At 41.8% G+C, this 22,027-nt stretch carries 18 protein-coding genes; 11 read left to right on the forward strand and 7 right to left on the reverse strand.

From position 1 onward, the window contains the following. The first annotated feature begins 58 nt into the window (after window positions 1-58). The 6 genes from AN395_RS09300 (at window position 59) to atzF (ending at window position 8,459) form a co-directional block, all read left to right on the forward strand. Window positions 59-826: an ABC transporter permease gene (locus AN395_RS09300; RefSeq protein WP_235576563.1), complete on the forward strand. Its 768-nt coding sequence runs from the start codon at window positions 59-61 to the stop codon at window positions 824-826. Then, the gene (locus AN395_RS09305) at window positions 823-1,602 is read left to right on the forward strand and encodes an ABC transporter ATP-binding protein (protein ID WP_024033241.1); all 780 of its coding nucleotides are present in this window, start codon (window positions 823-825) and stop codon (window positions 1,600-1,602) included. The genes AN395_RS09300 and AN395_RS09305 overlap by 4 nt, the downstream gene beginning before the upstream one ends. After that, a complete protein-coding gene (locus AN395_RS09310) occupies window positions 1,599-2,318 on the forward strand; it encodes an urea amidolyase associated protein UAAP1 (RefSeq protein ID WP_031289807.1) in 720 nt (239 codons plus the stop codon). Before AN395_RS09305 ends, AN395_RS09310 begins: the two co-directional genes overlap by 4 nt. Before the next feature lie 2 nt (window positions 2,319-2,320). Beyond that, window positions 2,321-2,959 carry an urea amidolyase associated protein UAAP2 gene (locus AN395_RS09315; RefSeq protein ID WP_054982805.1) on the forward strand — a complete coding sequence of 213 codons (639 nt, stop codon included), beginning with the start codon at window positions 2,321-2,323 and terminating at the stop codon, window positions 2,957-2,959. 105 nt (window positions 2,960-3,064) lie between these two features. Then, entirely contained in the window at window positions 3,065-6,667 is a 3,603-nt protein-coding gene (uca, locus tag AN395_RS09320) for an urea carboxylase (RefSeq protein ID WP_054982806.1), read from the forward strand. A 4-nt stretch (window positions 6,668-6,671) separates the two neighbouring features. Then, a complete protein-coding gene (atzF, locus tag AN395_RS09325) occupies window positions 6,672-8,459 on the forward strand; it encodes an allophanate hydrolase (RefSeq protein ID WP_054982807.1) in 1,788 nt (595 codons plus the stop codon). A 37-nt stretch (window positions 8,460-8,496) separates the two neighbouring features. On the opposite strand, the gene AN395_RS09330 is transcribed toward atzF, so the two are convergent. Together AN395_RS09330 and AN395_RS09335 are read right to left on the reverse strand one after the other, a co-directional pair. Further along, window positions 8,497-9,024 (reverse strand): acyloxyacyl hydrolase, encoded by a 528-nt coding sequence (locus AN395_RS09330; RefSeq protein ID WP_054982841.1) that lies wholly within the window; start codon window positions 9,022-9,024, stop codon window positions 8,497-8,499. Window positions 9,025-9,191: 167 nt separating this feature from the next. Next, a complete protein-coding gene (locus AN395_RS09335) occupies window positions 9,192-10,529 on the reverse strand; it encodes an MATE family efflux transporter (RefSeq protein WP_054982808.1) in 1,338 nt (445 codons plus the stop codon). Window positions 10,530-10,701: 172 nt separating this feature from the next. Between AN395_RS09335 and AN395_RS09340 the strand changes: the two genes are divergently transcribed. From AN395_RS09340 to AN395_RS09350, 3 genes are all read left to right on the forward strand, one after another. Continuing rightward, the gene (locus tag AN395_RS09340) at window positions 10,702-11,598 is read left to right on the forward strand and encodes a LysR family transcriptional regulator (RefSeq protein WP_054982809.1); all 897 of its coding nucleotides are present in this window, start codon (window positions 10,702-10,704) and stop codon (window positions 11,596-11,598) included. A 299-nt stretch (window positions 11,599-11,897) separates the two neighbouring features. After that, window positions 11,898-13,193, forward strand: a complete 1,296-nt coding sequence (locus AN395_RS09345) for a YHYH protein (RefSeq protein ID WP_054982842.1) — start codon at window positions 11,898-11,900, stop codon at window positions 13,191-13,193. Window positions 13,194-13,628: 435 nt separating this feature from the next. Continuing rightward, complete coding sequence (locus AN395_RS09350; RefSeq protein ID WP_004588873.1) at window positions 13,629-14,396, forward strand: DUF6515 family protein; 768 nt, start codon at window positions 13,629-13,631, stop codon at window positions 14,394-14,396. 31 nt (window positions 14,397-14,427) lie between these two features. Here AN395_RS09350 and AN395_RS09355 read toward each other — a convergent pair whose 3' ends face one another. Continuing rightward, on the reverse strand, window positions 14,428-14,901 hold the full coding sequence (locus AN395_RS09355; protein ID WP_004588872.1) for a VOC family protein: 474 nt from the start codon (window positions 14,899-14,901) through the stop codon (window positions 14,428-14,430). Window positions 14,902-15,071: 170 nt separating this feature from the next. Between AN395_RS09355 and AN395_RS09360 the strand changes: the two genes are divergently transcribed. Continuing rightward, complete coding sequence (locus AN395_RS09360) at window positions 15,072-16,088, forward strand: substrate-binding domain-containing protein (RefSeq protein ID WP_054982810.1); 1,017 nt, start codon at window positions 15,072-15,074, stop codon at window positions 16,086-16,088. A gap of 66 nt (window positions 16,089-16,154) precedes the next feature. Here AN395_RS09360 and AN395_RS09365 read toward each other — a convergent pair whose 3' ends face one another. The 3 genes from AN395_RS09365 to AN395_RS09375 form a co-directional block, all read right to left on the reverse strand. Next, the gene (locus AN395_RS09365) at window positions 16,155-16,625 is read right to left on the reverse strand and encodes a GFA family protein (protein WP_054982811.1); all 471 of its coding nucleotides are present in this window, start codon (window positions 16,623-16,625) and stop codon (window positions 16,155-16,157) included. Window positions 16,626-16,731: 106 nt separating this feature from the next. Next, window positions 16,732-18,804 (reverse strand): catalase, encoded by a 2,073-nt coding sequence (locus AN395_RS09370; protein ID WP_054982812.1) that lies wholly within the window; start codon window positions 18,802-18,804, stop codon window positions 16,732-16,734. Between the two features lie 230 nt (window positions 18,805-19,034). Further along, window positions 19,035-19,868, reverse strand: coding sequence for a mechanosensitive ion channel family protein (locus AN395_RS09375; protein WP_004589490.1), 834 nt, complete (start codon window positions 19,866-19,868; stop codon window positions 19,035-19,037). A 256-nt stretch (window positions 19,869-20,124) separates the two neighbouring features. On the opposite strand from AN395_RS09375, the gene AN395_RS09380 reads away from it, so the two are divergent. Continuing rightward, complete coding sequence (locus AN395_RS09380; RefSeq protein ID WP_054982813.1) at window positions 20,125-20,904, forward strand: DUF2189 domain-containing protein; 780 nt, start codon at window positions 20,125-20,127, stop codon at window positions 20,902-20,904. A gap of 89 nt (window positions 20,905-20,993) precedes the next feature. Here AN395_RS09380 and AN395_RS09385 read toward each other — a convergent pair whose 3' ends face one another. Next, window positions 20,994-21,773 (reverse strand): nucleoside-binding protein, encoded by a 780-nt coding sequence (locus tag AN395_RS09385; protein WP_054982814.1) that lies wholly within the window; start codon window positions 21,771-21,773, stop codon window positions 20,994-20,996. Window positions 21,774-22,027 lie beyond the last annotated feature (254 nt).

Here is a 22,027-nt window from a genome sequence, read left to right on the forward strand (position 1 = left end):
TATGAAAAAATTAATGAACTTAGCACCCTCGCGGTCACTGAAAGGATTTTTGGCTTTTTTGCCGTTTGTAATTTTGTTGCTACTTTACTTTAGCGCTTCTAACGAACGTCTTGAGGCTAACCCTTACGATAAACTGCTGCCAAGCTTTACGCAAATTGCCGATGCCGTCGAGCGCTTTGCATTTACCCCTGATAAACGCAGTGGCGACTACCTGTTTTGGAAAGACACCGCTGCGAGTGTGTATCGTATTTGTTTAGGTATCACAATTAGCGCGGGGCTGGGTTTATTAATCGGCATGTTATCGGGCCTGCTGCCGCTGTTTAGAGCCGGTTTTTCGCCGCTCATTACTATTGTTTCGCTTATACCGCCAATGGCCATTTTACCCATTTTATTTATTAGTTTTGGCCTAGGAGAGCTTGCAAAAGTAATGCTCATAATTATTGGCACTGCCCCTGTCATTATTCGCGATATTCAGGGCCATGTTCGCCAATTGCCCAGCGAAATTTTAATAAAAGCCCAAACCTTGGGCGCCTCCACATGGCTGGTTGCTATACGTGTTGTTTTACCACAAATAATGCCGCGCTTAATTGCTGCAGTGCGTTTATCGCTTGGCACTGCATGGCTATTTTTAATTGCCGCTGAAGCCATCGCCGCTCAAGAAGGTCTGGGCTATCGCATCTTTTTAGTAAGGCGCTATATGTCGATGGATGTCATTTTACCTTATGTAATTTGGATCACTACGCTTGCCTTTTTGATGGACTTTAGCTTACGTAAATTTTCATCACTTTGCTTCCCTTGGTATCACCATCAGGAGGCTGGAAAATGAGCCTATTACAAATAAACAAAGTATGGAAATCGTTTGCTGATGTACAAATATTAGAGCGTTTACAGCTTAACGTAGAGCAAGGTGAATTTGTTTCTATGGTGGGCGCTTCTGGGTGCGGTAAAACCACCCTGCTTAAAATGATATTGGGCAGTGAGCAAGCAACACGAGGCGAAATACTTTTAGACGGCAAGCCTATTTCTAGCGAGCCAAGTGAAGAGCGAGGCATTGTATTTCAAAAGTACTCTGTATTCTCGCATTTAACTGCTTTGCAAAACGTAATGATTGCCGATGAGTTTTCTGCCAGTCGTTTTTTAGGGCGCTGCTTTGGCAAACAAAAACGCGAGATAAAACAAAAAGCGCTTAAATTTATGGAAGCCGTAGGTTTATCTCATGCTATTAATAAATACCCACACGAATTATCGGGCGGCATGCAGCAGCGCTTGGCTATTGCCCAAGCATTAATGAAATCCCCAAAAATACTCTTGCTCGATGAGCCCTTTGGTGCACTAGACCCCGGTATTCGAAAAGACATGCACCAGCTTATTCGTAAAGTATGGAAAGAAAACAACCTCACCATATTTATGGTTACTCATGACATTCAAGAAGGCTTTGAGCTGGGTTCTCGTTTATGGGTATTTGACAAAGTACGCCATGACCCACAAGCACCTAACGCGTATGGAGCACAAATTACTTACGATTTACCGCTTAATAGCGAAACCAAAGCTCAAAACCACTCACTTGCTCAGCAATTTACAAAAAAGGAAGTCACTGCATGATTTTGTATCAAGATACTTTAACCTCAGGTAAACACTGGTCTATGCGTATGCGTCGCGGTACTAGCTTACGGTTAATTGATAAAACTGGTGGCGCAAATGTAGGGATGTTGTTTTACAACCCCGAAAATTTACTCGAGCGCTACAACGCCCCCGACACTCTAAAGTGCCAACACACCTTTAAATTAACCCAAGGCCATTGTTTATATTCAGATATGGCACGTGTTTTTTGCGCGATTACCGACGACACGCTCGGTTGGCACGATACCTTAAGCGGCAACAGTAACGCTCAATCAGTTGAAAAAAAATGGGGCAAACGCGACTACCAAAACGAACGTAATAACTTCAAGCAAAATGGCTTAGATGCATTTTTAGTTGAAGCGGCTAAATACGGACTAACTAAACAAGACCTAGCCGCTAACCTGAATCTATTTAGCAAAGTAATTGCCAGTGATAGCGGCGACTTAAACTATCAAAGTGGGCATTCAAAAGCCGGCGATTATATAGAACTACGCTTTGAAATGGACACGTTAGTGCTGTTTCACACCTGCCCTCATCCACTTGATAGCGCCAGCGAATATCCGCAATTTGAAATTGAGTATCAAATACTGCCATCAGAACCTGTAAGCGATGACGATGAATGTAAAAACAGCTGTAGCGAAAACCAGCGCGGCTATGAAAACAACCGAATTTATCACTTAGGGTTAGAAGGAGTTTAATAATGATCACCACAAGCCAACTACTAGAACAAGATGCTATTAATCGCCAAGTTGTTGATGCCGGCGACTATTACTTATATGTGGTAAAAAAAGGCGAAACCATACGCATTTTAGACTTAGAAGGTAACCAAGCCGCCGATACGCTTTTTTATAATGCGAACAAACCAAGTGAGCGTTACAGCGCTACCGATACAATTCGTGAACAAGGTAATGTGTATTTAACAACAGGTACCGTACTACTATCAGATGAATGTAATCCTATGCTTAAAATTGTTGCCGATACATGTGGTCGACACGATACCGTTGGTGGGGCGTGTTCGTGTGAAAGTAATACAGTGCGATACTCTCTTGATAAAAAAACCATGCATGCATGTCGCGATAGCTGGTTATTAGCAATCAACGAACAACCAGAGCTTGGTTTAAGTAAAAAAGACATAACCCACAATATTAATTTTTTTATGAATGTACCTGTAACCAACGACGGAAAACTAACCTTTGCCGATGGCATAAGTGGCGCAGGAAAATACGTAGAGCTTGAAGCGCTGATGGATTGCATTGTGCTTATATCCAATTGCCCACAGCTTAATAATCCCTGTAACGCTTATAACCCAACCCCCGTTGAAGTGCTTATTTGGCAATAACTTATATCAACTATTTAATTAATTAGCCGCAAGGCATGTGTTTGGGACGACCCAATCACTTTTACAAATTTGCTGCGGGACGACCCGCGAAAACGAGTAAAAATTATGTTTAATACCGTTCTAATAGCTAACCGAGGCGCTATAGCCTGCAGAATTATTCGTACCCTTAAAAAGCTTGGCATTAAAAGTATTGCCTTATATTCGCAAGCCGACAAAGAGTCATTACACGTACGCGAAGCCGATGAGGCTTACAGCTTAGGTGAAGGCGGCGCAAGCGAGACCTACCTCAACCAGCAAAAAATTATTGATATAGCCACGCAAGCCGGTGCACAAGCAATACACCCTGGTTATGGCTTTTTAAGCGAAAATGCCGATTTTTCAGAAAAACTAAAACAACATGGCATTAGCTTTATTGGCCCTCGCGCTAAGCAAATGATTGAGTTTGGGCTTAAACACCAAGCGCGTGATATAGCTGAGCAAGCAAATGTACCGCTAGTCCCTGGTAGTGGTTTAATTAGCGATTTAGACGAGTTAACTGCTTTTTCAGCAAAAATTGGTTATCCAGTTATGCTTAAAAGCACCGCGGGTGGAGGCGGTATTGGCATGCAGCGCTGCGACTCTCAAAGCGAGTTAGAAAAAGCTTTTGTAAACGTAAAACATTTAGGCGCACAAAACTTTTCAAACGACGGTGTATTTGTCGAAAAATTTGTAGAAAAAGCCCGCCACATCGAAGTGCAAGTATTAGGTAACGGCTTTGGTGAAGTAGTGACACTTGGCGAGCGAGATTGCTCAAGCCAGCGTCGTAATCAAAAAGTAGTTGAAGAAACACCGGCACCAAACCTGCCAGCAAGCACACGTCAAGCAATGCTAGACACAGCTAAAAACTTAATGGCGTCAATTGACTATTTGAACGCAGGAACCGTTGAATTTATTTACGATAACGACCACGACCGTTTTTACTTTTTAGAAGTAAACACCCGCTTACAGGTTGAGCATGGCGTTACAGAGGCGTGTTATAACGTAGACTTAGTAAGCTGGATGCTAAAAATAGCCTATAGCGAATCAATAAAAAATACAGCGTTAGATTTATCCGCTTTAGATAGTATTAAACCTACAGGGCATGCTATTCAGGCGCGTATTTACGCCGAAAACCCAGCTAAAAACTTTCAACCTTCAGCGGGGTTACTCACCCAAGTACAGTGGCCCACGGATAATGTACGTGTAGATAGCTGGATAGAAGCCGGATTAACCGTTTCACCTTTTTTTGATCCTATGCTGGCTAAAGTGATTGTTCATGCAGATACCCGCGAGCAAGCCATTGAGCAACTAAACTCTGCTCTTAATAATTCAAAAGTATATGGTGTAACAACCAATATAAGTTACGTGCAACAAATTTTAGCGCATCAGGAGTTTGTACAAGGCTGTATTTTTACTCGTACTTTAAATGATTTTAAAGCTCATTTTGCAGGATTCGAAGTGCTAAAAGCAGGCACTATGACCACCATTCAGGACTACCCTGCCCGTATTGGTTATTGGGATATTGGTGTGCCGCCCTCAGGCCCTTTTGATTTTTACTCATTTAAACTTGCTAACCGCTTATTAAATAACCCTGCTGACGCAGCCGGTTTAGAAATTACATTACAAGGGCCAAGCCTTAAATTTTACCAAGACTGCCAAGTAGCTATTACCGGTGCGCCTATTGAGCTGTGGCTTGACGAGAAAGCCCAGCAATGTAACCAAATAATTAATATTAAAGCGGGGCAAGTACTAAAAACTGGCAACGTAACGCAAGCTGGCGCCCGTGCTTATTTAGCATTTAGCGGCGGTATTCAATGCCCTGATTATTTAGGTAGCAAAAGTACGTTTACGTTAGGGCAATTTGGTGGACACTGCGGCAGAGCCCTGCGCATGGGCGACTTTTTATCGTTACCAACATTTATACAAGCACAACCGTTAGCCAGCTTAAACGAGCACGTTGTTACTCCTGTTACAAACGATTGGACGTTGCGAGTAATGTACGGCCCCCATGGTGCGCCAGACTTTTTTACTAAAGATGACATTAAAACCATACACGCGCATCAGTGGAAAATTCACTACAACTCAAGCCGTACAGGTATTCGTTTAATAGGTCCTAAGCCAGATTGGGCACGCGAAACCGGCGGCGAAGCAGGCCTGCATCCTTCTAATATTCACGATAATGCCTATGCGTTTGGCACAGTCGACTTTACAGGCGACATGCCGGTAATTTTAGGCCCCGATGGCCCGAGCTTAGGCGGGTTTGTTTGCCCGTTTACCGTAATTAGTGCCGATTTATGGAAGCTCGGCCAACTAAAAGCGGGTGATTCACTGCGTTTTGAAGTGGTTGATAACATTAATGCACAACTTATCGAAACAGCACAAAACTCGCAATTAGCCAGCCTAGAGCGTGTTGAGTGTAATTATCAAACCTGTGAGCCAAGCTCCCCAATAATAGATACCTTAGTAACTGATGATGGCGAGCCCGATTTAGTGTTTCGCCAAGCAGGCGATAAGTTTTTACTTGCTGAATACGGCGAGCTTATTTTAGATTTAAACCTACGCGCCCGCGTACAAGCACTTCTTGAGGCATTACAAAACGAGCGGTTAAATGGGGTGCTAGAGCTCACACCTGGTATCCGCTCTTTGCAAATACATTACGATAATCAATCTATTGCAGTACAGAGCTTGGTAAACACCATTAAACAGCTCGACCTAAACTTGGGTGACACTCGTCAGCTGAGCTTTGAATCGCGTGTTGTACATTTACCACTAAGTTGGAACGACAAAGCCTGCCAAGAAGCAATTGATAAGTACCATCAATCAGTTAGAAAAGATGCGCCTTGGTGCCCTTCTAACCTTGAATTTATAAAGCGTATTAATGGCTTAAATAGCATTGAGGAAGTAAAAAACATTGTTTTTAACGCAAACTACTTAGTGCTGGGCTTAGGCGATGTTTACTTAGGTGCACCTGTAGCTACGCCGCTTGATCATTGCCATCGCTTGGTTACAACAAAATATAACCCTGCTCGCACGTGGACCGCCGAAAACTCCGTGGGGATTGGTGGAGCTTACATGTGTATTTATGGCATGGAAGGCCCAGGTGGCTATCAGTTTGTGGGACGCACAGTACAAATGTGGAACCGCTATCGTAAAACTGATGTGTTTAACAAACCTTGGTTACTACGCTTTTTTGATCAAATAAAATACTACCCTGTAAGCCATGAAGAGCTAATGCAAACTAGAGAAGACTTTGTGTTAGGTAAATGGCAACCAAAAATAGAACAAGCTGTTGTCTCTATGCCTGAACTACAAAAGCAGTGGCAACAAAACCAAAAAAATATAAATACATTTACCCAGCAGCGTGAGCAAGCTTTTGCCGAAGAAATGGAACAGTGGAAACGTACAGGCCAATTAAATTATAAATTTGAAGAAAGCGAAACCGAGCAAGGTGAACAAATTAAACTCGCGCCTGGGCAGTACTTAATGGAGGCCACGGCCGCAGGCAGTGTGTGGAAAATAAATGCCGAGCAAAACCAAGCAGTTGACGCTAACGAGTCTGTGGTGATTTTAGAGTCTATGAAAATGGAAATTGATTTAACCACCAGCGAAAGTGCAAAGGTAGTACAGGTTTTAGTAAAAGAAGGCCAACAAGTTCATGCAGGCCAAGCTTTAATGATTTTACAGGGGTAATGGAATGTCACAAATTAACTTATCAATTAGCCAATTACATAACGCGTACAGTAGTGGTGAGTTATCGCCAGCCACTCTGATTAGCCATTTAACTGAGCAAGCAAAACAACAAGAAGCCGTATGGCTACATGTACTTTCGGCGCAAGAGCTCGCGCCCTATTTAAAAGCCTTAGAGTCTAAATCGTTAAAAACGCATCCTCTTTATGGGGTTCCTTTTGCTATAAAAGATAATATAGATTTAGCCGGTATTCCCACTACCGCAGCCTGCCCTGAATTTACCTATACACCTGAAAATTCAGCCTTTGTAGTAGAGCAACTCATTGCAGCAGGCGCTATCCCTATTGGTAAAACTAACCTTGATCAATTTGCCACAGGCTTAGTGGGTACGCGCTCTCCTTTTGGTGAAACACCAAACGCGTTTAATCCTGATTATATTTCGGGTGGGTCAAGCAGTGGCTCAGCCGTTGCCACAGCCTCTGGTATTGTAAGCTTTGCATTAGGCACAGACACCGCAGGCTCTGGTCGAGTACCCGCATGTTTTAATAATCTAGTGGGTGTAAAACCGAGTAAAGGGTTGCTATCGAATAGCGGCATGGTACCGGCATGTAAGAGTATTGATTGTATGAGTATATTTGCGTTAAATGCAATCGATGCTAATAAAGTGCTTCAGGTAGCTGCTAAATACGACCCCAATGATTGCTACTCACGTAAAAACCCGCCAGCAAACCAGCAACCAGTATTGGTAAATAGCGCATTTAGCTTTGCTGTACCACTTCCTGAGCAGCTGAAATTTTTTGATGACGAAGGTTACAAAAGTGAATTTGCAAAAGCAGTTAACGAATTACAAAAAATGGGCGGGGTTAAAAAGGAGCTCGACTTTAGTCCATTATTTGAAGCTGCAACACTGCTTTACGAAGGTCCTTGGGTAAGTGAGCGCTATTTAGCCACTCAAGATTTAATGGAAAATAACCCACAAGCACTGTTAGATGTTACCCGCACTATTATAAGTGGCGGTATTAAACCTCTGGCTATTGATTGTTTTAGCGCGTTATACAAACTACAAGCTTTTAAGCAGCAAGCTGATTTATTAGTTGAGCAAGCTGACTTTGTTGTTACGCCAACCGCGGGTAGGCACTTTACACGAGATGAAATTCGCGAAAACCCTATTGAGCTTAATTCTCAGCTTGGTTATTACACCAACTTTATGAACTTGTTAGATTATGCTGCAGTAGCCGTACCTACTAGTTTTACAGCCGAGAGTATGCCTTTTGGTATTACGTTATTTAGCTTTGCAATGAAAGATCAAAAACTACTTAGCTATGCCGATAAAATAATGCAGCACAATGCATTGCCATTAGGGGCTACTAAACACCCTTTCATTAGCACCGAGCTGGATACTTCTAAAAATACGGGCTTTATTGATATTGCAGTATGTGGCGCGCATTTATCAGGTATGCCACTAAACAGCCAGCTAATTGAGCGTAATGCTCAGCTAATTACCAAAACACGTAGCGCTAAGTGCTATAAAATGTTTGCTGTTGAGGGCAACATAGAGCGCCCAGCACTGGTTAAAACACAGCAAGATGCTAACGACTTTGAGCTAGAAGTATGGCGAATGCCCACTCAACACTTTGCAAGTTTTGTACAAGGTATTAGCGACCCGCTCGGTATAGGCCAAGTAACACTTGCCGATAAAAGCCTAGTTACCGGTTTTATTGCGCAAAGCCATGCACAATCGGGTAAAGATATTAGCGAATACGGTAGTTGGCGAAAATATATAGCCACCAAATAAAACATAAAAGCCCTAAATTTAGGGCTTTTGCTTTTAGTTAAAATGCGCGTGAGTAGCTTAGCGATATAAAATCGAGGCCTGGGTTGGGCTTTTTAATACCAGCGTTTGAATAATGAAAATACTTAAGTGACACGCTATGTTGCTCAGCCTCACCAAATTTCATCGCAATGCCTAGGCGGTCTTCAAACTGGTAATGTGTGCTTATGTTTTTTCCCGCAAATTTGGTGTCGTCTAATAAGCTTAAACCAATACCAAACTCGGCAAAAACGCGGTTCCCAGCAATACTGCCAATAGGATAAAAAATAACAGGCGAAAGCGATAAGCCTAAATTAGCGTCATAGCGTTTTGGGTCATCGTATTCAAAAAAGTTAGCATTGGCTTCTAGGTAAATCTCTAGCTCTTCAAAGCCTTCTATTTGATAATCTAAGGCATATTGATAAGCCACCTTAATCCCTCGCACGTCTCCTTCACCTTGAATATAGCTCATCGAAAAGTAATCTTGTGCAGCCGTTGCAGCGCCTGCGTATAGCGTTATAGCTATTAAAAACAATTTATAAAGTTTCATGTTATTCACCTCAAGCAGCTCTATTTTTATTGCAATTGCTTGACCTAAACACAGCAAATTTAGCTGCTATAGATTAAGCAATGATTCAATGAGGTGCATACTAATTGCATTTAACTATTTTGATAATTGCAATTTAAGTGGAATAACTTTCTTCAATATATTGATAATTAAACAGTGCTTGAGCGCACGCTAACGTGTGTTGTTAATCGCTTATATTGCTGCTTAAAAAGCTGCCAACCCACAATACCCGACAAGGTATTACCGCATGCCATACCGATAAATAACCCTGTTAAACCGTAAAAATACGAGCCTAACCAAAGTAGTGGTAAGTAACACAAAAATAGCCGCAATATGGAGATAAATAAGGCCGTGGTCGCAAAGCCCAGCGCGTTACATACCGATACCGTGATCATACATACACCCAAAGCCGCGTAGCTCAGGGGCACAAATGCAAAGTAATCTGTTAGGTTAGCTACTATTTCACTATTATTGCTAAGCGCATTTGCAAGCGGGTTAGCCACACCTAGCATAATAACCGCTAATAAAATTTGTATGCCAATTACAAAACCGCACGCAAGTTTTACTACGCTTAATATTTGCCTAAGCTCGCCCCGCCCTTTTAAATTTCCAACAATGGGGGGCAGCGCCATGGTAAGCGCTAAAATTAAAATAATCGCAATATATTCAATACGGTTTGCAAGCCCCCAAGCTGCTACAGCAAACCCACCATACGCGGCAATCAATGCCGTTACTATCATGGCTGAAATAGGCGGAATAAACTGTGAAAGTAAAGCCGGCGCCATCATTTTGGCAATGGCTTTTATTGCCTGCTCGGTGCGGTTTTTTAAAACGTCAAAGGTTACAAGTTCTCGTTTAATAAGCGTGTAAAACACCACTACTAAGCCTATTGAAAAAGCAACACAGCTTGCCCATGCAGCACCCGCTAACTCCATATCAAAGGTAAACATAAACAATGGATCGAGCGCTATATTTAACACGCTGGTTAGCACCATAATTCGCCCAGGCAATAAGGTTTCGTTATGAGCACGGCAAATGCTGTAACCAAAATAAAGCAGCGCTCCAAGCCAGCAGCTTATTAGCCAAGGCAACCAGTAAAGCTCAGTTAAATTAAATAACGAAGGCGTTGCACCCAGCGCTAAAATTATAGGCTGCTGAAAAAGCCACAACGCCAAGCACAATAGCGTTACTATTACGGTGCCAATAAGTACGATTAAACTACCTAAGTAGCGTGCGTAGTGAACTTTATTTTCCCCAAGTGCAGTAGAAATGGTCGCAGTTGCCGCAATACCTAAGCCTACTTGTACTCCCACAATTACCTGAAAAATAGCAATACTAAAGGCAACTACAGCGAGCGGCTCAGCGCCTAGCTTAGCAATAAAAATACTATCAACCAGCTGGCTTCCCATAATAGAAAACAAGCCAACCAACATAGGCCAGGTTTGCTTAAATAAATACTTTAAAAGTAATGATGTATTACGGCTCATAAGGCAGGCTCACTCTAAACTTAAAAATTTAAACGAGAAAAATACCGAAAAAAAAGGCGCTTATAGTAAGCGCCACAGGAAAAGTCACAATGATTAAGCTGCTAGTATATTTACACAACTAAGTATTGATAATATAGTTATTTAAATAATCAGTTTATTGAAAAATTTGATAATGAACATTGCCCATTTAAATCTGTTTGTCAGAATCGCAACAACACACAATATTAGCTTAGCTGGCAAGGAGTTAGGTTTGTCGGCTGCGGTTTCTAGTGCCCAAATGAATAAGCTTGAAGAAACGCTCGGCGTTAAACTTATTCATCGTACAACCCGAAAAGTATCGCTAACCGAAGAGGGCCAAGCTTTTTTACCCCACGCCGAGGAAGTGCTTGCCAATGTTGAAATGGCACGCGCCTCGGTAGGTATAGGCAGTGTAACTCCACAAGGAAAATTGCGCATTACCGCCCCTGCTTCGTTCGGGCGTATGCATATTATTCCTGCATTGGCTGGATTTATTGAGCAATACCCCGACCTGACAATTGATTTACGCTTAAGCGATAGCATTATTGATATGGTCGGCGGTGGTTTTGATATAGCAATACGCGACGCCGCCCTAAACGACTCAACCCTAATTGCTCGAAAAGTTGCCCGCGATAAACGCTTAATTTGCGCATCGCCTAATTACCTTGCAAAACACGGCGCCCCAACAACACCGCAAGATTTAAAAAATCATACTTGTGTTAATTTACATGGGTTAACTACGTGGTCGTTTATTACACCCGAGGGCACACAAAACATTAAAACCAATAACGTATTACAAGCTGACAACGGTGAAGCGGTGCGCGATGCGTGCGTGCAAGGCCTAGGTATTACGTTAATGTCGAGCTGGTGTGCCTATAAAAAACTACAAAGTGGTGAGCTGATACAAATTTTACAAGACTACCCACTTGCATCCGACACCGCTATTTGGAGTGTTTACCCAAGTTCGCGTTTATTAGCGCCAAAAGTAAGGGCCTTTATAGACTACTTTAGCGGCTACTTTGGTGACGAACCCTACTGGGAAAAAATATAATTATTTAACTGTAAAATATAAAAGCACAAACCTAGGTTTGTGCTTTTTGCGCTTTAAATATATGGAGCTTTATTGGTAAACCTTGGGCAAGTAAAAACAGCAGCTGCTAACTTGTACTTTTATACTTCGTATTTAATCGTGTAAGTTTATTAAATAACTTAATAACAACTCCCAATAATGTTAATTAAAAGCTAGCCATGCATCTCAAACATATCAATAACTCTTTTAAAACTTTCATTTTATTTGCACAATTTATTGCCATACTAAAACCTACGTATATAAATCGTTTTGGGGTAAGTATGAGAACAATTAAACGAAGTCGTTTAAAAGCGCCTAGCGTTAACACTACAAAGACTAAGCTCGCATTTTTCCTGCTTAGTGCCACGGTACTTTTAACTGCATGTGGCGAGCAGATAAAAAGCGAAAGTACACCTGCCTCCCCAGAAGCTAAAAGCGCTAAAAACACGCTTATTAATACCGATGAATTTAATATTAAAGCCATGGTAAAGCTGCCACAAACTGTAGAGTGTACGCTTGAAAACGGCCTACAAACTCAGTGTGCTCAAGTGGTTTTAAAATATCAGCCCGACAACATTGAAGTCGGCCCTTTTTGCCCAGAAACACTCGACGACGTAGGCGGAATTTGGGATTGGGATGGCACCGATGCGGGGCTATATAGGTTAGATAAAGCATTTTTAACCATGCTTAACGAGCAAGGTTTTACCTTTTACGATGAAGACGGCAAAGTGCATATTGTTGATAACGCGACCATTCGCCCAACCGTTGATCATGCATGTATTAATGTATCGGTAGATAAAAGCGTAGAAATTACCGCCCTTTTACCACTGCACCCTGTTATGTCTGAGCAATCAACAGCGTTGGGCACTGTATCTAAAGTGGGTATAGCGCTTGCGGGTGTGCCTATTTTTTCGGATGCGCCAAGTGTGCAACATACAGGGCATTTACCCGCGCTTGATACCTGCGCAGGCCATATTGATCCGGGCGGTTGGTACCACTACCACGGCACCTCCAGTGATATAGACAGCGTATATAAACACGAACATGTAAACGCCAACTGTAATAATTTAGCGCAAAAGCCAAGCGCCCTGTTTGGTTATGGCTTTGATGGCTACCCAATTTACGGAAGCCAAGAAATTGATGGTACATCCCCAACCGAGCTTGATAGCTGTAATGGCCACACAGGCCCCGCAGGCGAAAGCGGCATAGTTACTTACCACTACCATGCAAGTAATACATTCCCTAACTTACCTAAGTGCTTAAAAGGCGTGGTTGCACAAAATAATTTTACGACCACAGCACAAGCGGGTGTAGGCGCTAAGCCACCTGAAGGCACTAAAATAACTCGCCATGAACCACCTGGTGGCGGTGGCCCAAAAGCGGGTGGCCCTAACGGCGGCATGTCGCCACCGGGGTTTGCTGAGGCAGCTAACAAACTAGGCGTTAGCGAAAAAGTGCTTATGCAAGCAATGCAAAAAGCCGGCGGCCCTAATGCCGATTTAACGGTTGTAGCAAAGGCACTTAACGTAACACCGGAGCAGCTAAAAGCCGCCTTACCAGAAAAACCTAAACGCTAATTAACCTGAACTCTGGTTAGAGATTTACTAACATATTGAACCATGGTGATATTTAAGTTTATTTTCTCTAACCAGAAACTTTCAGTGAAAATAAGGCAAATTTACGCGTCAATCGCTGGCCTATTGCAAGTAAGTTAAACGCGGTTTGCACTGAAAATAGCTGCCCGAGATAGATTTATTATCCAAATTCAGGCTAATTATAAATTACGTCAAGTGTTAAAAGCACTTGCCGTAACAATTAGTTACGCAACTTATAGCCTATAAAAGTTCCTAAAATCGTCAATAATGTGAGAAAACGTTGGCTTGTGTCAAGAACAGTAAACGTTAGTAAAAAGCTGTAAACACGCCCCTGTTATCGGTTACATGTCAGTTACCATTCAGTTTAAAGCGCTAGTATTGAACCCAGTTATGTAACAACATACACGAGGCACTAGTATGAAACTGACTCAATTACTCCCTGCTCTACTTGCCATAAGTGCAGTATCTGGCGCTGCATATGCAGCACCCAATGAGCGAGAACACGCAAAAAGTTTTAATAATGAGCGCGCAAAACGCATCGAATACAAACGAGATGAGCGCCGCGATGACAAAAAACAGCGTATAGAATATAAAAAAAACGACCGTAAAGAGCGCAAACAAGCCAAACGCGAGCACCGCAAAGAGCAAAAGCGCAAAGTTGCCCATTACAAACAGCAGCAACGCACTCGTAATTATTTTAAACATAATCGCCACAACGTAGTGACCTACCGGCCTGGGCATTATTTTAATCATTTACCGCGCAATAGTGCTTCAATCAGATTTAATGGCATTACGTTTACATTTAGTGATGGTATTTACTATAGAAAAGCAAAAAGAGGCTACCACGTAGTTAAGCCACCAAGAGGCTTAAGAATACGCTCACTACCAAGGCATTATTCACACTTTAAACGCCATAATACCACTTACTATACCTACCAAAATGTATATTACGTGGCAGATAATAATGGTTATAGAGTAGTTGATGAGCCTAAAATAGTGGTTAATCAGGCTATTAAGGTAGGCAGTGCTAAAAATTATGATTTAGGGCAAACCTACGACACCCTCCCTATTTCGGCAGAGGCTGTCACGATTAACGATCAACAATATTTTAAGTACCAAGATATTTATTTTTTACCACAAATAAACGGTGACGAAATAAAATATTTAGCGATAAATTTAGGGTAAACAATTTAGCTCAAACGCAGGGCAAGCTGCTTTATGCATCTTGCTCTTTTGACATTAAGTCGGCCATTCTTTGGTTAATTTCTTGCTCACTTAAATCTTCTTTATGGGTGCCTATGGTCCAAATATGCCCGAATGGGTCTTGTAGGGTGCCGGCTCTATCACCGTAAAACTGGTCGTGCACTGGGCGTACTTCTGTAGCGCCAAGTTCAATTGCCTTTTTAAATACGCTGTCTACATCTTCTACGTAAAGCATTAAACTTACCGGTGTGCCACCAAGTGCATTGGGGCTTTTAAATGACTCGTCCGGGCATGAGTCCGAAATCATAATGTGGGAGTCGCCAATTATAATTTCAGCATGGGCTATACCGCCCTCTGGCAGCGGCATTTGCATTACTAACTGCGCATTAAATGCATCACGATAAAAACAAATAGCTTGCTGAGCACCTTCTATAATTAAGTACGGTGTTACCGAACTAAACCCTTTGGGAATTGCTGAAACAGTCATAACGCTCTCCATTATTTTTTATGGGTGTATGCATTTAGCCTATAGGTTAAAAACACTTCTTTCAACGTGTTAACTCATTTAAGTTACTATAAATAAATTAGCCAATTTGTGGTCAATAACTATACTAGCTGTAATATATATCTTACTTTTACTTGCTTAGGACTTTTATAATGTTAGCTAAAATTAGCCTAGCCGCTAAAAAGTATAAAGTTCTGAAGTATTTAGTTTTAAGCTGGTGTGCTTTATTTGCCCACCAAAGCGTGGCTAAAGTTGTGATTGCCATTGTAGGTAAAACAAAAAACGACTCTTTTTATCAGCAAGCCTTTAAAGGCTGTTTGCACTTTAGTAGTGAGCACCCAGAAATAGAATGCAAGTACGATGGACCAAAAGACTTTCAAGATATTCGTAGCCAATCTATGGTCATTAATAGGTTAGTTGACCAAAAAATAGATGGGTTAATTGTAGCAACAACCGACTCTCAGCATTTGGTCACTCGTTCATTAATGGCGCTTAAAAGCAAAAACATTCCTGTTATAACGTTTGATTCTGACCTGCTAGAAAAACACCAACAGTACCGCCTAGCCTACGTTGGCAGTAACAACTTCGACTTTGGCGTTGCCTTAGGCGAGCAAGTAAAAAAACTGACCAGCAAAGCAAATAATACGCTTTGCATGCAGTCGGGGCACCATACAACCCCTAATTTAAACAAGCGTATTGCTGGGGTTAGGTATGCGCTGTCTGATCAAGCGACAGCGCACCTATCAGGTAAAAACGGCTGGCGCGAACATAGTCGCTGCCCCTTATTTAGTTTAGGTAAGCGCGAAGAGTCACTAAAGCAGTTAATGCATTTATTAAAAATGGAGAACCCACCCATTTTTTTAGCTGTGGCGGGGTTTGCACAGTTTAACCCTCATTACGTAAATGCCTTAGCGCCTTTTAAGCAACGTATTGCCGATAAAGACATTATTATTGTTTCTGCCGATACAGAAGAAATACAGCTCAATGTGTTAAGCAGGGGCCTCTCTTCGGCTAACATAGGGCAAAACCCTTTTGAAATGGGCCGCTTGAGCACCAAGCTAATGCACGACTACATTTTATATAATAAAAAGCCTGCGCAATCTCACTATTACACCGACTTTCATTACTGTACACAAAGTAACGCCTCACAGTGCACTGTTAATCATTAAAATTTTACCCCATTAACTGGGGGGTATGCCCTTTTAAGTACGATGCAGCGCACTTTAGCCAGCGTATTATTGCTCTAAGTTTAAACGTTGGTGCCACGCTGCAATGCTTTCATCGGGGTATTCATCAAACTGTTTATCATTCTTTTGAATATGCGGGGTGACCCAATTGGCCTTACTGGCAAGCATTAAGTGGGTGTGCTCTGGCGGTACGGGTAATTCGCTGTCTATTGCGCCAGCAAAGGGATGAACTTGCTCAGGCCATCGCGAATCATATAACCACAAGTTACTGCTGCAGTGTTTACAAAAATGGCGCTCAGCAGGGCTGGTTTTATCACCCACTTTGGCATGATAAATAGTAATATGCTCACGCCCTGTAACCTCAAGCGTGCTGTATTGTGCGTTCAAGTTTATAACAAACCCGCCACTGCCGGCCGTTTTACGACAAATAGAGCAGTAACATAAGTTATAAGGATAAGGGTGTTTAGAGCTCACACTAAACGTTACTTTGCCACAGTGGCAAGCGCCTTTAAGCTTCATAATAAATCCAATTAGTTACTGTTTAGAGTTAATACCATAACCAGTTAGCCATAAAAAAACCACACCCTTTACAGGGTGTGGTTATTATTTGCTAAAGCGTTTTGTTCTAACGCTGCCAAAATCTTAAATTGCGCAATGTTTCAATAAATTTATCTGCAGAGTGCATGTTTAAATCTATCCAACCATCGTCGGCTTTACCATCAAGCCCTGCGGCTTCAAATAATGCCATGGCATCTTTTGTGTAGCCTATGTATTTCATGTGCGCGAACGCATCGCTCACAAAGTCTTTTGCCTCAGGAATACCAGCAAGCTTCTTAGCGCCCTCTTGCGTTGCAAGTACCATCACCGCATCGTAAAGCACCGAAGGGCCGCCATTAATTACTTGATCCGCTGCTACATGCTTACCTTTACTACAACATGCACCACCTACTTGTGCGGCAACAATTTCGTAGTTAGCACCTTCAGCGTCTAAGGCATTTGTAACCGAATTAAAAATATCAGCATCAAAGCCATCGCTCACTAAAATACCTAACTTACGACCTTTAAAGGTATCTGGCGCATTTTTTAAAATACTTAGCGCATCCGATACAGGTAAATCGTTACGCGTTGGCATAGCAGCTTCAGCCGGCTCTGGCATATCTTGCAGGCGCAGGCCTTTTGCAACTTCTTGCGCTAATGTGTTATCTACATTTAATAAGTGCGAAACCACACGCTCGCGAATCGGCACATGCTCTACTTTTGAAAGCTCAAATACAAACGCATATTGAATGTGCGCTTGCTCTACTCCTGTTTGGCTTAAGTAAAATTGGCGCGCTTGGCTGTAGTGATCGCTAAATGTTTCTGAGCGATAACGCAGCTTATCTCCACCGCTTACTTCTGGCTCGCTTGAGCTTTTAAAGCCATGCACTGGGCATTCACGGGGGTTATGCTCATCGCCGCTCCACGAGTTTGGCTCGTAGTTAGCACGCCCTTTAGGGTTATGCATTGCCATGTGGCCATCTTGTTGAAAATGACGCATTGGGCATTTAGGCGCATTAACCGGAATATGCGTAAAGTTAGGACCGCCTAGGCGTTTGGTTTGAGTATCTAAATACGAAAAGTTTCGCCCTTGCAGTAATGGGTCAGGTGTAAAATCAAGCCCAGGTACAATGTTTTGAGTACAAAAAGCCACTTGCTCTGTTTCGGCAAAAAAGTTATCAACTACACGGTCAAGCACCATGCGGCCCACAATTTTTACGGGTACTTGCTCTTCAGGTATAAGCTTTGTGGCATCAAAAACATCAAATTCAAATTCATCAGCAAATTGCTGATCAAACACTTGTACACCCAGCTCCCACTCTGGGAAGTCGCCTTTACCAATAGATTCCCACATGTCTCTGCGATGAAAATCAGGGTCAGCACCATTAAGTTTTAGTGCTTCGTTCCACACTACTGACTGCATACCGGCTTTTGGTTTCCAATGAAACTTAACAAATTTTTCATCGCCATTTGCATTAATAAATTTAAAGGTATGAACACCAAAGCCTTCCATAAAGCGTAAAGAGCGCGGTATGGCTCTATCTGACATGGCCCACATAATCATATGAATTGACTCAGGCGATAAACTTACAAAGTCCCAAAAGTTATCGTGCGCGGTTTGCGCTTGTGGAAAACCACGGTCTGGTTCAGCCTTAGCTGAGTGAATTAAATCAGGAAACTTCATTGCATCTTGAATAAAAAATACAGGTATGTTGTTACCCACTAAATCCCAGTTTCCTTCTTGGGTGTAAAATTTAACAGCAAACCCGCGAACATCACGTGCTAAATCGGGAGACCCTTTATTCCCTGCCACAGTTGAGAACCGTGCAAATACCGGTGTTTTTTCACCTTTGCGCTGAAAAATATCAGCACAGGTTAAATCTTCAAGCGTGTCGTAGGTTTCAAAATAACCATGAGCACCGTAGCCTCTGGCATGTACCACACGCTCTGGAATGCGTTCGTGATCAAAGTGAAACAGCTTTTCGCGCATTACATGATCTTCTAATAAACCTGGGCCGCGCTTGCCTGCACGTAATGAGTTTTGATCGTCGCTAACAGGGCACCCTTGCGCGGTGGTCATCGTTGGGTATTCATCAGAAGCCTTTTGATGTAATTCGCCACCATGCCCTTTATTGCCTGAGTATTTAAATGATTCAGCCATGTTTAGTCCTTCATACAATTTGATTTAATGGGTCGATAGTTTTTATGAGCTTTAAAACTAAAAGCGACTATGCAAATGCAAAATAAAGACCAGCCATCCAACCTAGTAAAAAAGGGCTGTACAGACAAAAAAGTAGTATTTGAGGTAATTTATAAAAGAAAAAATTACACAGGCGTGTAACTTTTTCAGACAAAAAAAGAGCACTTGAAAAGTGCTCTTAGGTTTAAGCCTTAATCTTTATTCTCGTTAACTAAAATAACTTTACGATGTGGGAATGGAATTTCAATATTGTTTTCATCAAGGGCTTTTTTAATCAGCTCTGGCACCGTATATAAAATTTCGAAGTAGTGCTCGCCTTTACAAAAAGGTCTTACTAAAAAGTCTACCGAGCTGTTGTTTAGTGTTTCTACTTCAACAAAAGGAGCTGGGTCTTTTAGTATGTGTGGGTGAGCCTCAAGCACGCTATCAATAACTTTGCGAACAGCGTCGGTGTTTTCATCGTATGCCACACCAAAGTGCATATCTACGCCGCGAATAGGATGATGCGAGTGATTAATAATTTGCGCTCCCCAAATTTGGCTATTTGGGATAATAACTTGCTGATTATCGAACGTTTGCAAAATAGTTGTAAACATATCAACCTCGGTAACTTTACCAAAGCGCCCTGCGGCTTCAATAAAGTCGTTTACTTTGTAAGGTCTAAATATAAGTAACATTACACCTGCAGCTAAGTTAGACATAGCACCTTGCAGCGCTAACCCAATAGCTAAACCTGCCGCACCTAATAGCGCAATTATTGAAGCTGTTTGCACACCAAAGCGGTTTAACACGGCAATAAATACAAACGCTAAAATAACATAGCGCGCCATACTGCCTAAAAAGCGAAACAGCGTGTCATCAAAGTGAGTGTATTTATGGCATAAACTAATAATCATATTACGCACTTTACCCGCAAGCCATAAGCCTATTAGTAATATAACAATTGCCATTAGAATATTTGTTGCCCACATTACTGCTGCCGGCAAATACTGATTTACATCAATATTATTTATTATCTCGTCCATTTTATTGTTCCTGTTAGACTGGTTGTAAACATAAAATCACATTAAACACTTAATGTTAACTTTTTATTAACTAAATTACGAATTTTTACTTATTCGCTGTATTTGCCTTTCATTTTTATCACCAATAACAGTTACAAAAACAAATCAGTACATAAATTGACCGAAAATATTTTTTATTGCGTATATATTGTTCAATTTGTAAATAAAGCCAATGTGTTCTAAACCTTTAAGAGACACCTTGTTAAGGAGCGTTGTTATGCCAACAACAAATACGATTAATAAACACTCTGAATTTGCCCGCTGCATTGAATGCAATAAGGTAAACACATTTGCGGCTTTTCACTGGCTAGCACTGGCATTTAAAGACATGACCCGTGCGCCCATATTGAGCCTTATTTACGGGGTAATATTTACCCTTATTCCTGTTGCTATTGTTTACTCGGCAATGTTTACAGGTACATATTTAGTAATACTGCCTGCAACCGTGGCGTTTGCATTAATAGGCCCAGCCTTCGCGGCAGGCCTTTACGATGTAGCATGGGAGCTTGAAAAAGGTCATAAACCCACACTTAGCCACTCTATAAAGTCGATGTTTAGAAACCCAGTAGGCGAATGGGGCTTTGCAATAATGCTAATGGTTATCATGATTGCTTGGATGCGTTTAGCCGCGCTTGTGCATGCTTTGTATCCGAGCCACGCCAATCCCACCTTTGAAGAGTTATCGGCGTTTTTAACGTTAGGCAGCATAATAGGAGGGGTATTGCTGGTGACTGTATTTTCGCTTTCTGCTTTTGCTCCACAAATAATGATGGAGCGCCGAGTAGATATTATGACCGCTGTAATAAGCTCTATGAACGCTGTAAAAACTAACTTTGCCGCTATGGTGGTATGGTCAATTTGTATATTTTTATTGGTAGCTGTTGGTTTTGCTACCGGTGCCACGGGCTTTATTGTAATTATGCCTTTGCTTAGTTACGCCAGTTGGCATGCTTATATTGCAGTTATTAAAACCAAAAAACCTCGTGGTTACGAGTAACAACCAACCACTTAAAATTCCAACCACACTGACTAAAAATAGCGCCAAAAGGCGCTATTTTTTTATTAACCTAGCAAAGCAAGCTGTGCTTAAAATACCCAAATAGCATGTAAAAAGGGCTGGTTTTCTATTTTATTAGTCCCTAACTTGTTGTACCAATAGCGCCACTCTACCCCTACCATTAACTGCTGCGGGTTTAAATTAAAGTTTTGCCCTACATCCCAATGCACAGCGGGTTGAGCAAGCAACCACTCATTAACTTTATTGCCTAGTTCGTCATCACGTCCAGAAATATATTCTACGTGGCCGGTAAAATAAAATGCTTGGCTAGCTAGTGCAAAAGGTGCACCCCATGCAAGGTCTATAAAAATGCTGTTGTCTTGCTTGGCTAGCTGATCTTTATGCACGCCGCCGTTGGCATCAATGTAACCTGCAAAAGTGGTTGTTAAAAAATCAAAGCCTGGGGCATCCCAGCTGAGCTTGATGCCTGGGGTGTATTTCATTAACCCCTCTTCACCGGCGTTTATACCAAACACTAAACCTGTGTCTTTTATTGCACCGTAACGCACAGAGGTATCAAAGGCTTTTGATAAGCTAAGTGTTGTGTACCACTCGCCATAAATACCCGTATCTTGAAAACCATCACTAAGGCTGTCGTTTAAAAAGTCGATAAAAAAGTAGTTATCACCTAAGTCATGCTCTGAGGCATGCTCTATGGTGTAGGTGCGTGTAAATGACGACTCCCCGGTGAAGGGATTTAAGGCATCGCCAAAATTTGTGTGAAGCTGTGTGACGCTCCAATTTTCTGCTAGTGCTGAGTGAGACAAAAGCAGTATAGATGTTGTAAACAGTGTTTTTAAAAAATTCATGATTTATTTACATAACCCCCAATTAAAATGCGGCGGGAGTATATCAGTGAGCATTCACCAACTAAAGAGATTAAATAAGTACAAAGGCTGATTTTTAAAATCTAAGTAGTAAAGCCCAGTAGCGCGGCTTTAAAAGAGCAGCGTTAGCCCTTTATAAAACACCTGAATTAATCATTAAGCAGGTAATAAATAAGCACCTTTATATTTTGTATACCCTTGCATAGCTTATTTACTGGGTTTTATTTAGAGGTTGT

This window comes from Pseudoalteromonas sp. P1-30 (genome assembly GCF_001400005.1).
GTDB classification, from domain to species: Bacteria; Pseudomonadota; Gammaproteobacteria; order Enterobacterales; family Alteromonadaceae; genus Pseudoalteromonas; species Pseudoalteromonas atlantica.

Bases quoted from the DNA above. Each gene is read 5' to 3' on its own strand.
- AN395_RS09345 (WP_054982842.1), top strand. From the start codon at position 11,898: ATGAGAACAATTAAACGAAGTCGTTTAAAAGCGCCTAGCGTTAACACT.
- atzF (WP_054982807.1), top strand. From the start codon at position 6,672: ATGTCACAAATTAACTTATCAATTAGCCAATTACATAACGCGTACAGT.
- uca (WP_054982806.1), top strand. From the start codon at position 3,065: ATGTTTAATACCGTTCTAATAGCTAACCGAGGCGCTATAGCCTGCAGA.
- AN395_RS09310 (WP_031289807.1), top strand. From the start codon at position 1,599: ATGATTTTGTATCAAGATACTTTAACCTCAGGTAAACACTGGTCTATG.
- AN395_RS09385 (WP_054982814.1), bottom strand. From the start codon at position 21,773: ATGAATTTTTTAAAAACACTGTTTACAACATCTATACTGCTTTTGTCT.
- AN395_RS09315 (WP_054982805.1), top strand. From the start codon at position 2,321: ATGATCACCACAAGCCAACTACTAGAACAAGATGCTATTAATCGCCAA.
- AN395_RS09355 (WP_004588872.1), bottom strand. From the start codon at position 14,901: ATGACTGTTTCAGCAATTCCCAAAGGGTTTAGTTCGGTAACACCGTAC.
- AN395_RS09375 (WP_004589490.1), bottom strand. From the start codon at position 19,868: ATGGACGAGATAATAAATAATATTGATGTAAATCAGTATTTGCCGGCA.
- AN395_RS09330 (WP_054982841.1), bottom strand. From the start codon at position 9,024: ATGAAACTTTATAAATTGTTTTTAATAGCTATAACGCTATACGCAGGC.
- AN395_RS09370 (WP_054982812.1), bottom strand. From the start codon at position 18,804: ATGGCTGAATCATTTAAATACTCAGGCAATAAAGGGCATGGTGGCGAA.
- AN395_RS09335 (WP_054982808.1), bottom strand. From the start codon at position 10,529: ATGAGCCGTAATACATCATTACTTTTAAAGTATTTATTTAAGCAAACC.
- AN395_RS09305 (WP_024033241.1), top strand. From the start codon at position 823: ATGAGCCTATTACAAATAAACAAAGTATGGAAATCGTTTGCTGATGTA.
- AN395_RS09365 (WP_054982811.1), bottom strand. From the start codon at position 16,625: ATGAAGCTTAAAGGCGCTTGCCACTGTGGCAAAGTAACGTTTAGTGTG.
- AN395_RS09340 (WP_054982809.1), top strand. From the start codon at position 10,702: ATGAACATTGCCCATTTAAATCTGTTTGTCAGAATCGCAACAACACAC.
- AN395_RS09380 (WP_054982813.1), top strand. From the start codon at position 20,125: ATGCCAACAACAAATACGATTAATAAACACTCTGAATTTGCCCGCTGC.
- AN395_RS09350 (WP_004588873.1), top strand. From the start codon at position 13,629: ATGAAACTGACTCAATTACTCCCTGCTCTACTTGCCATAAGTGCAGTA.
- AN395_RS09360 (WP_054982810.1), top strand. From the start codon at position 15,072: ATGTTAGCTAAAATTAGCCTAGCCGCTAAAAAGTATAAAGTTCTGAAG.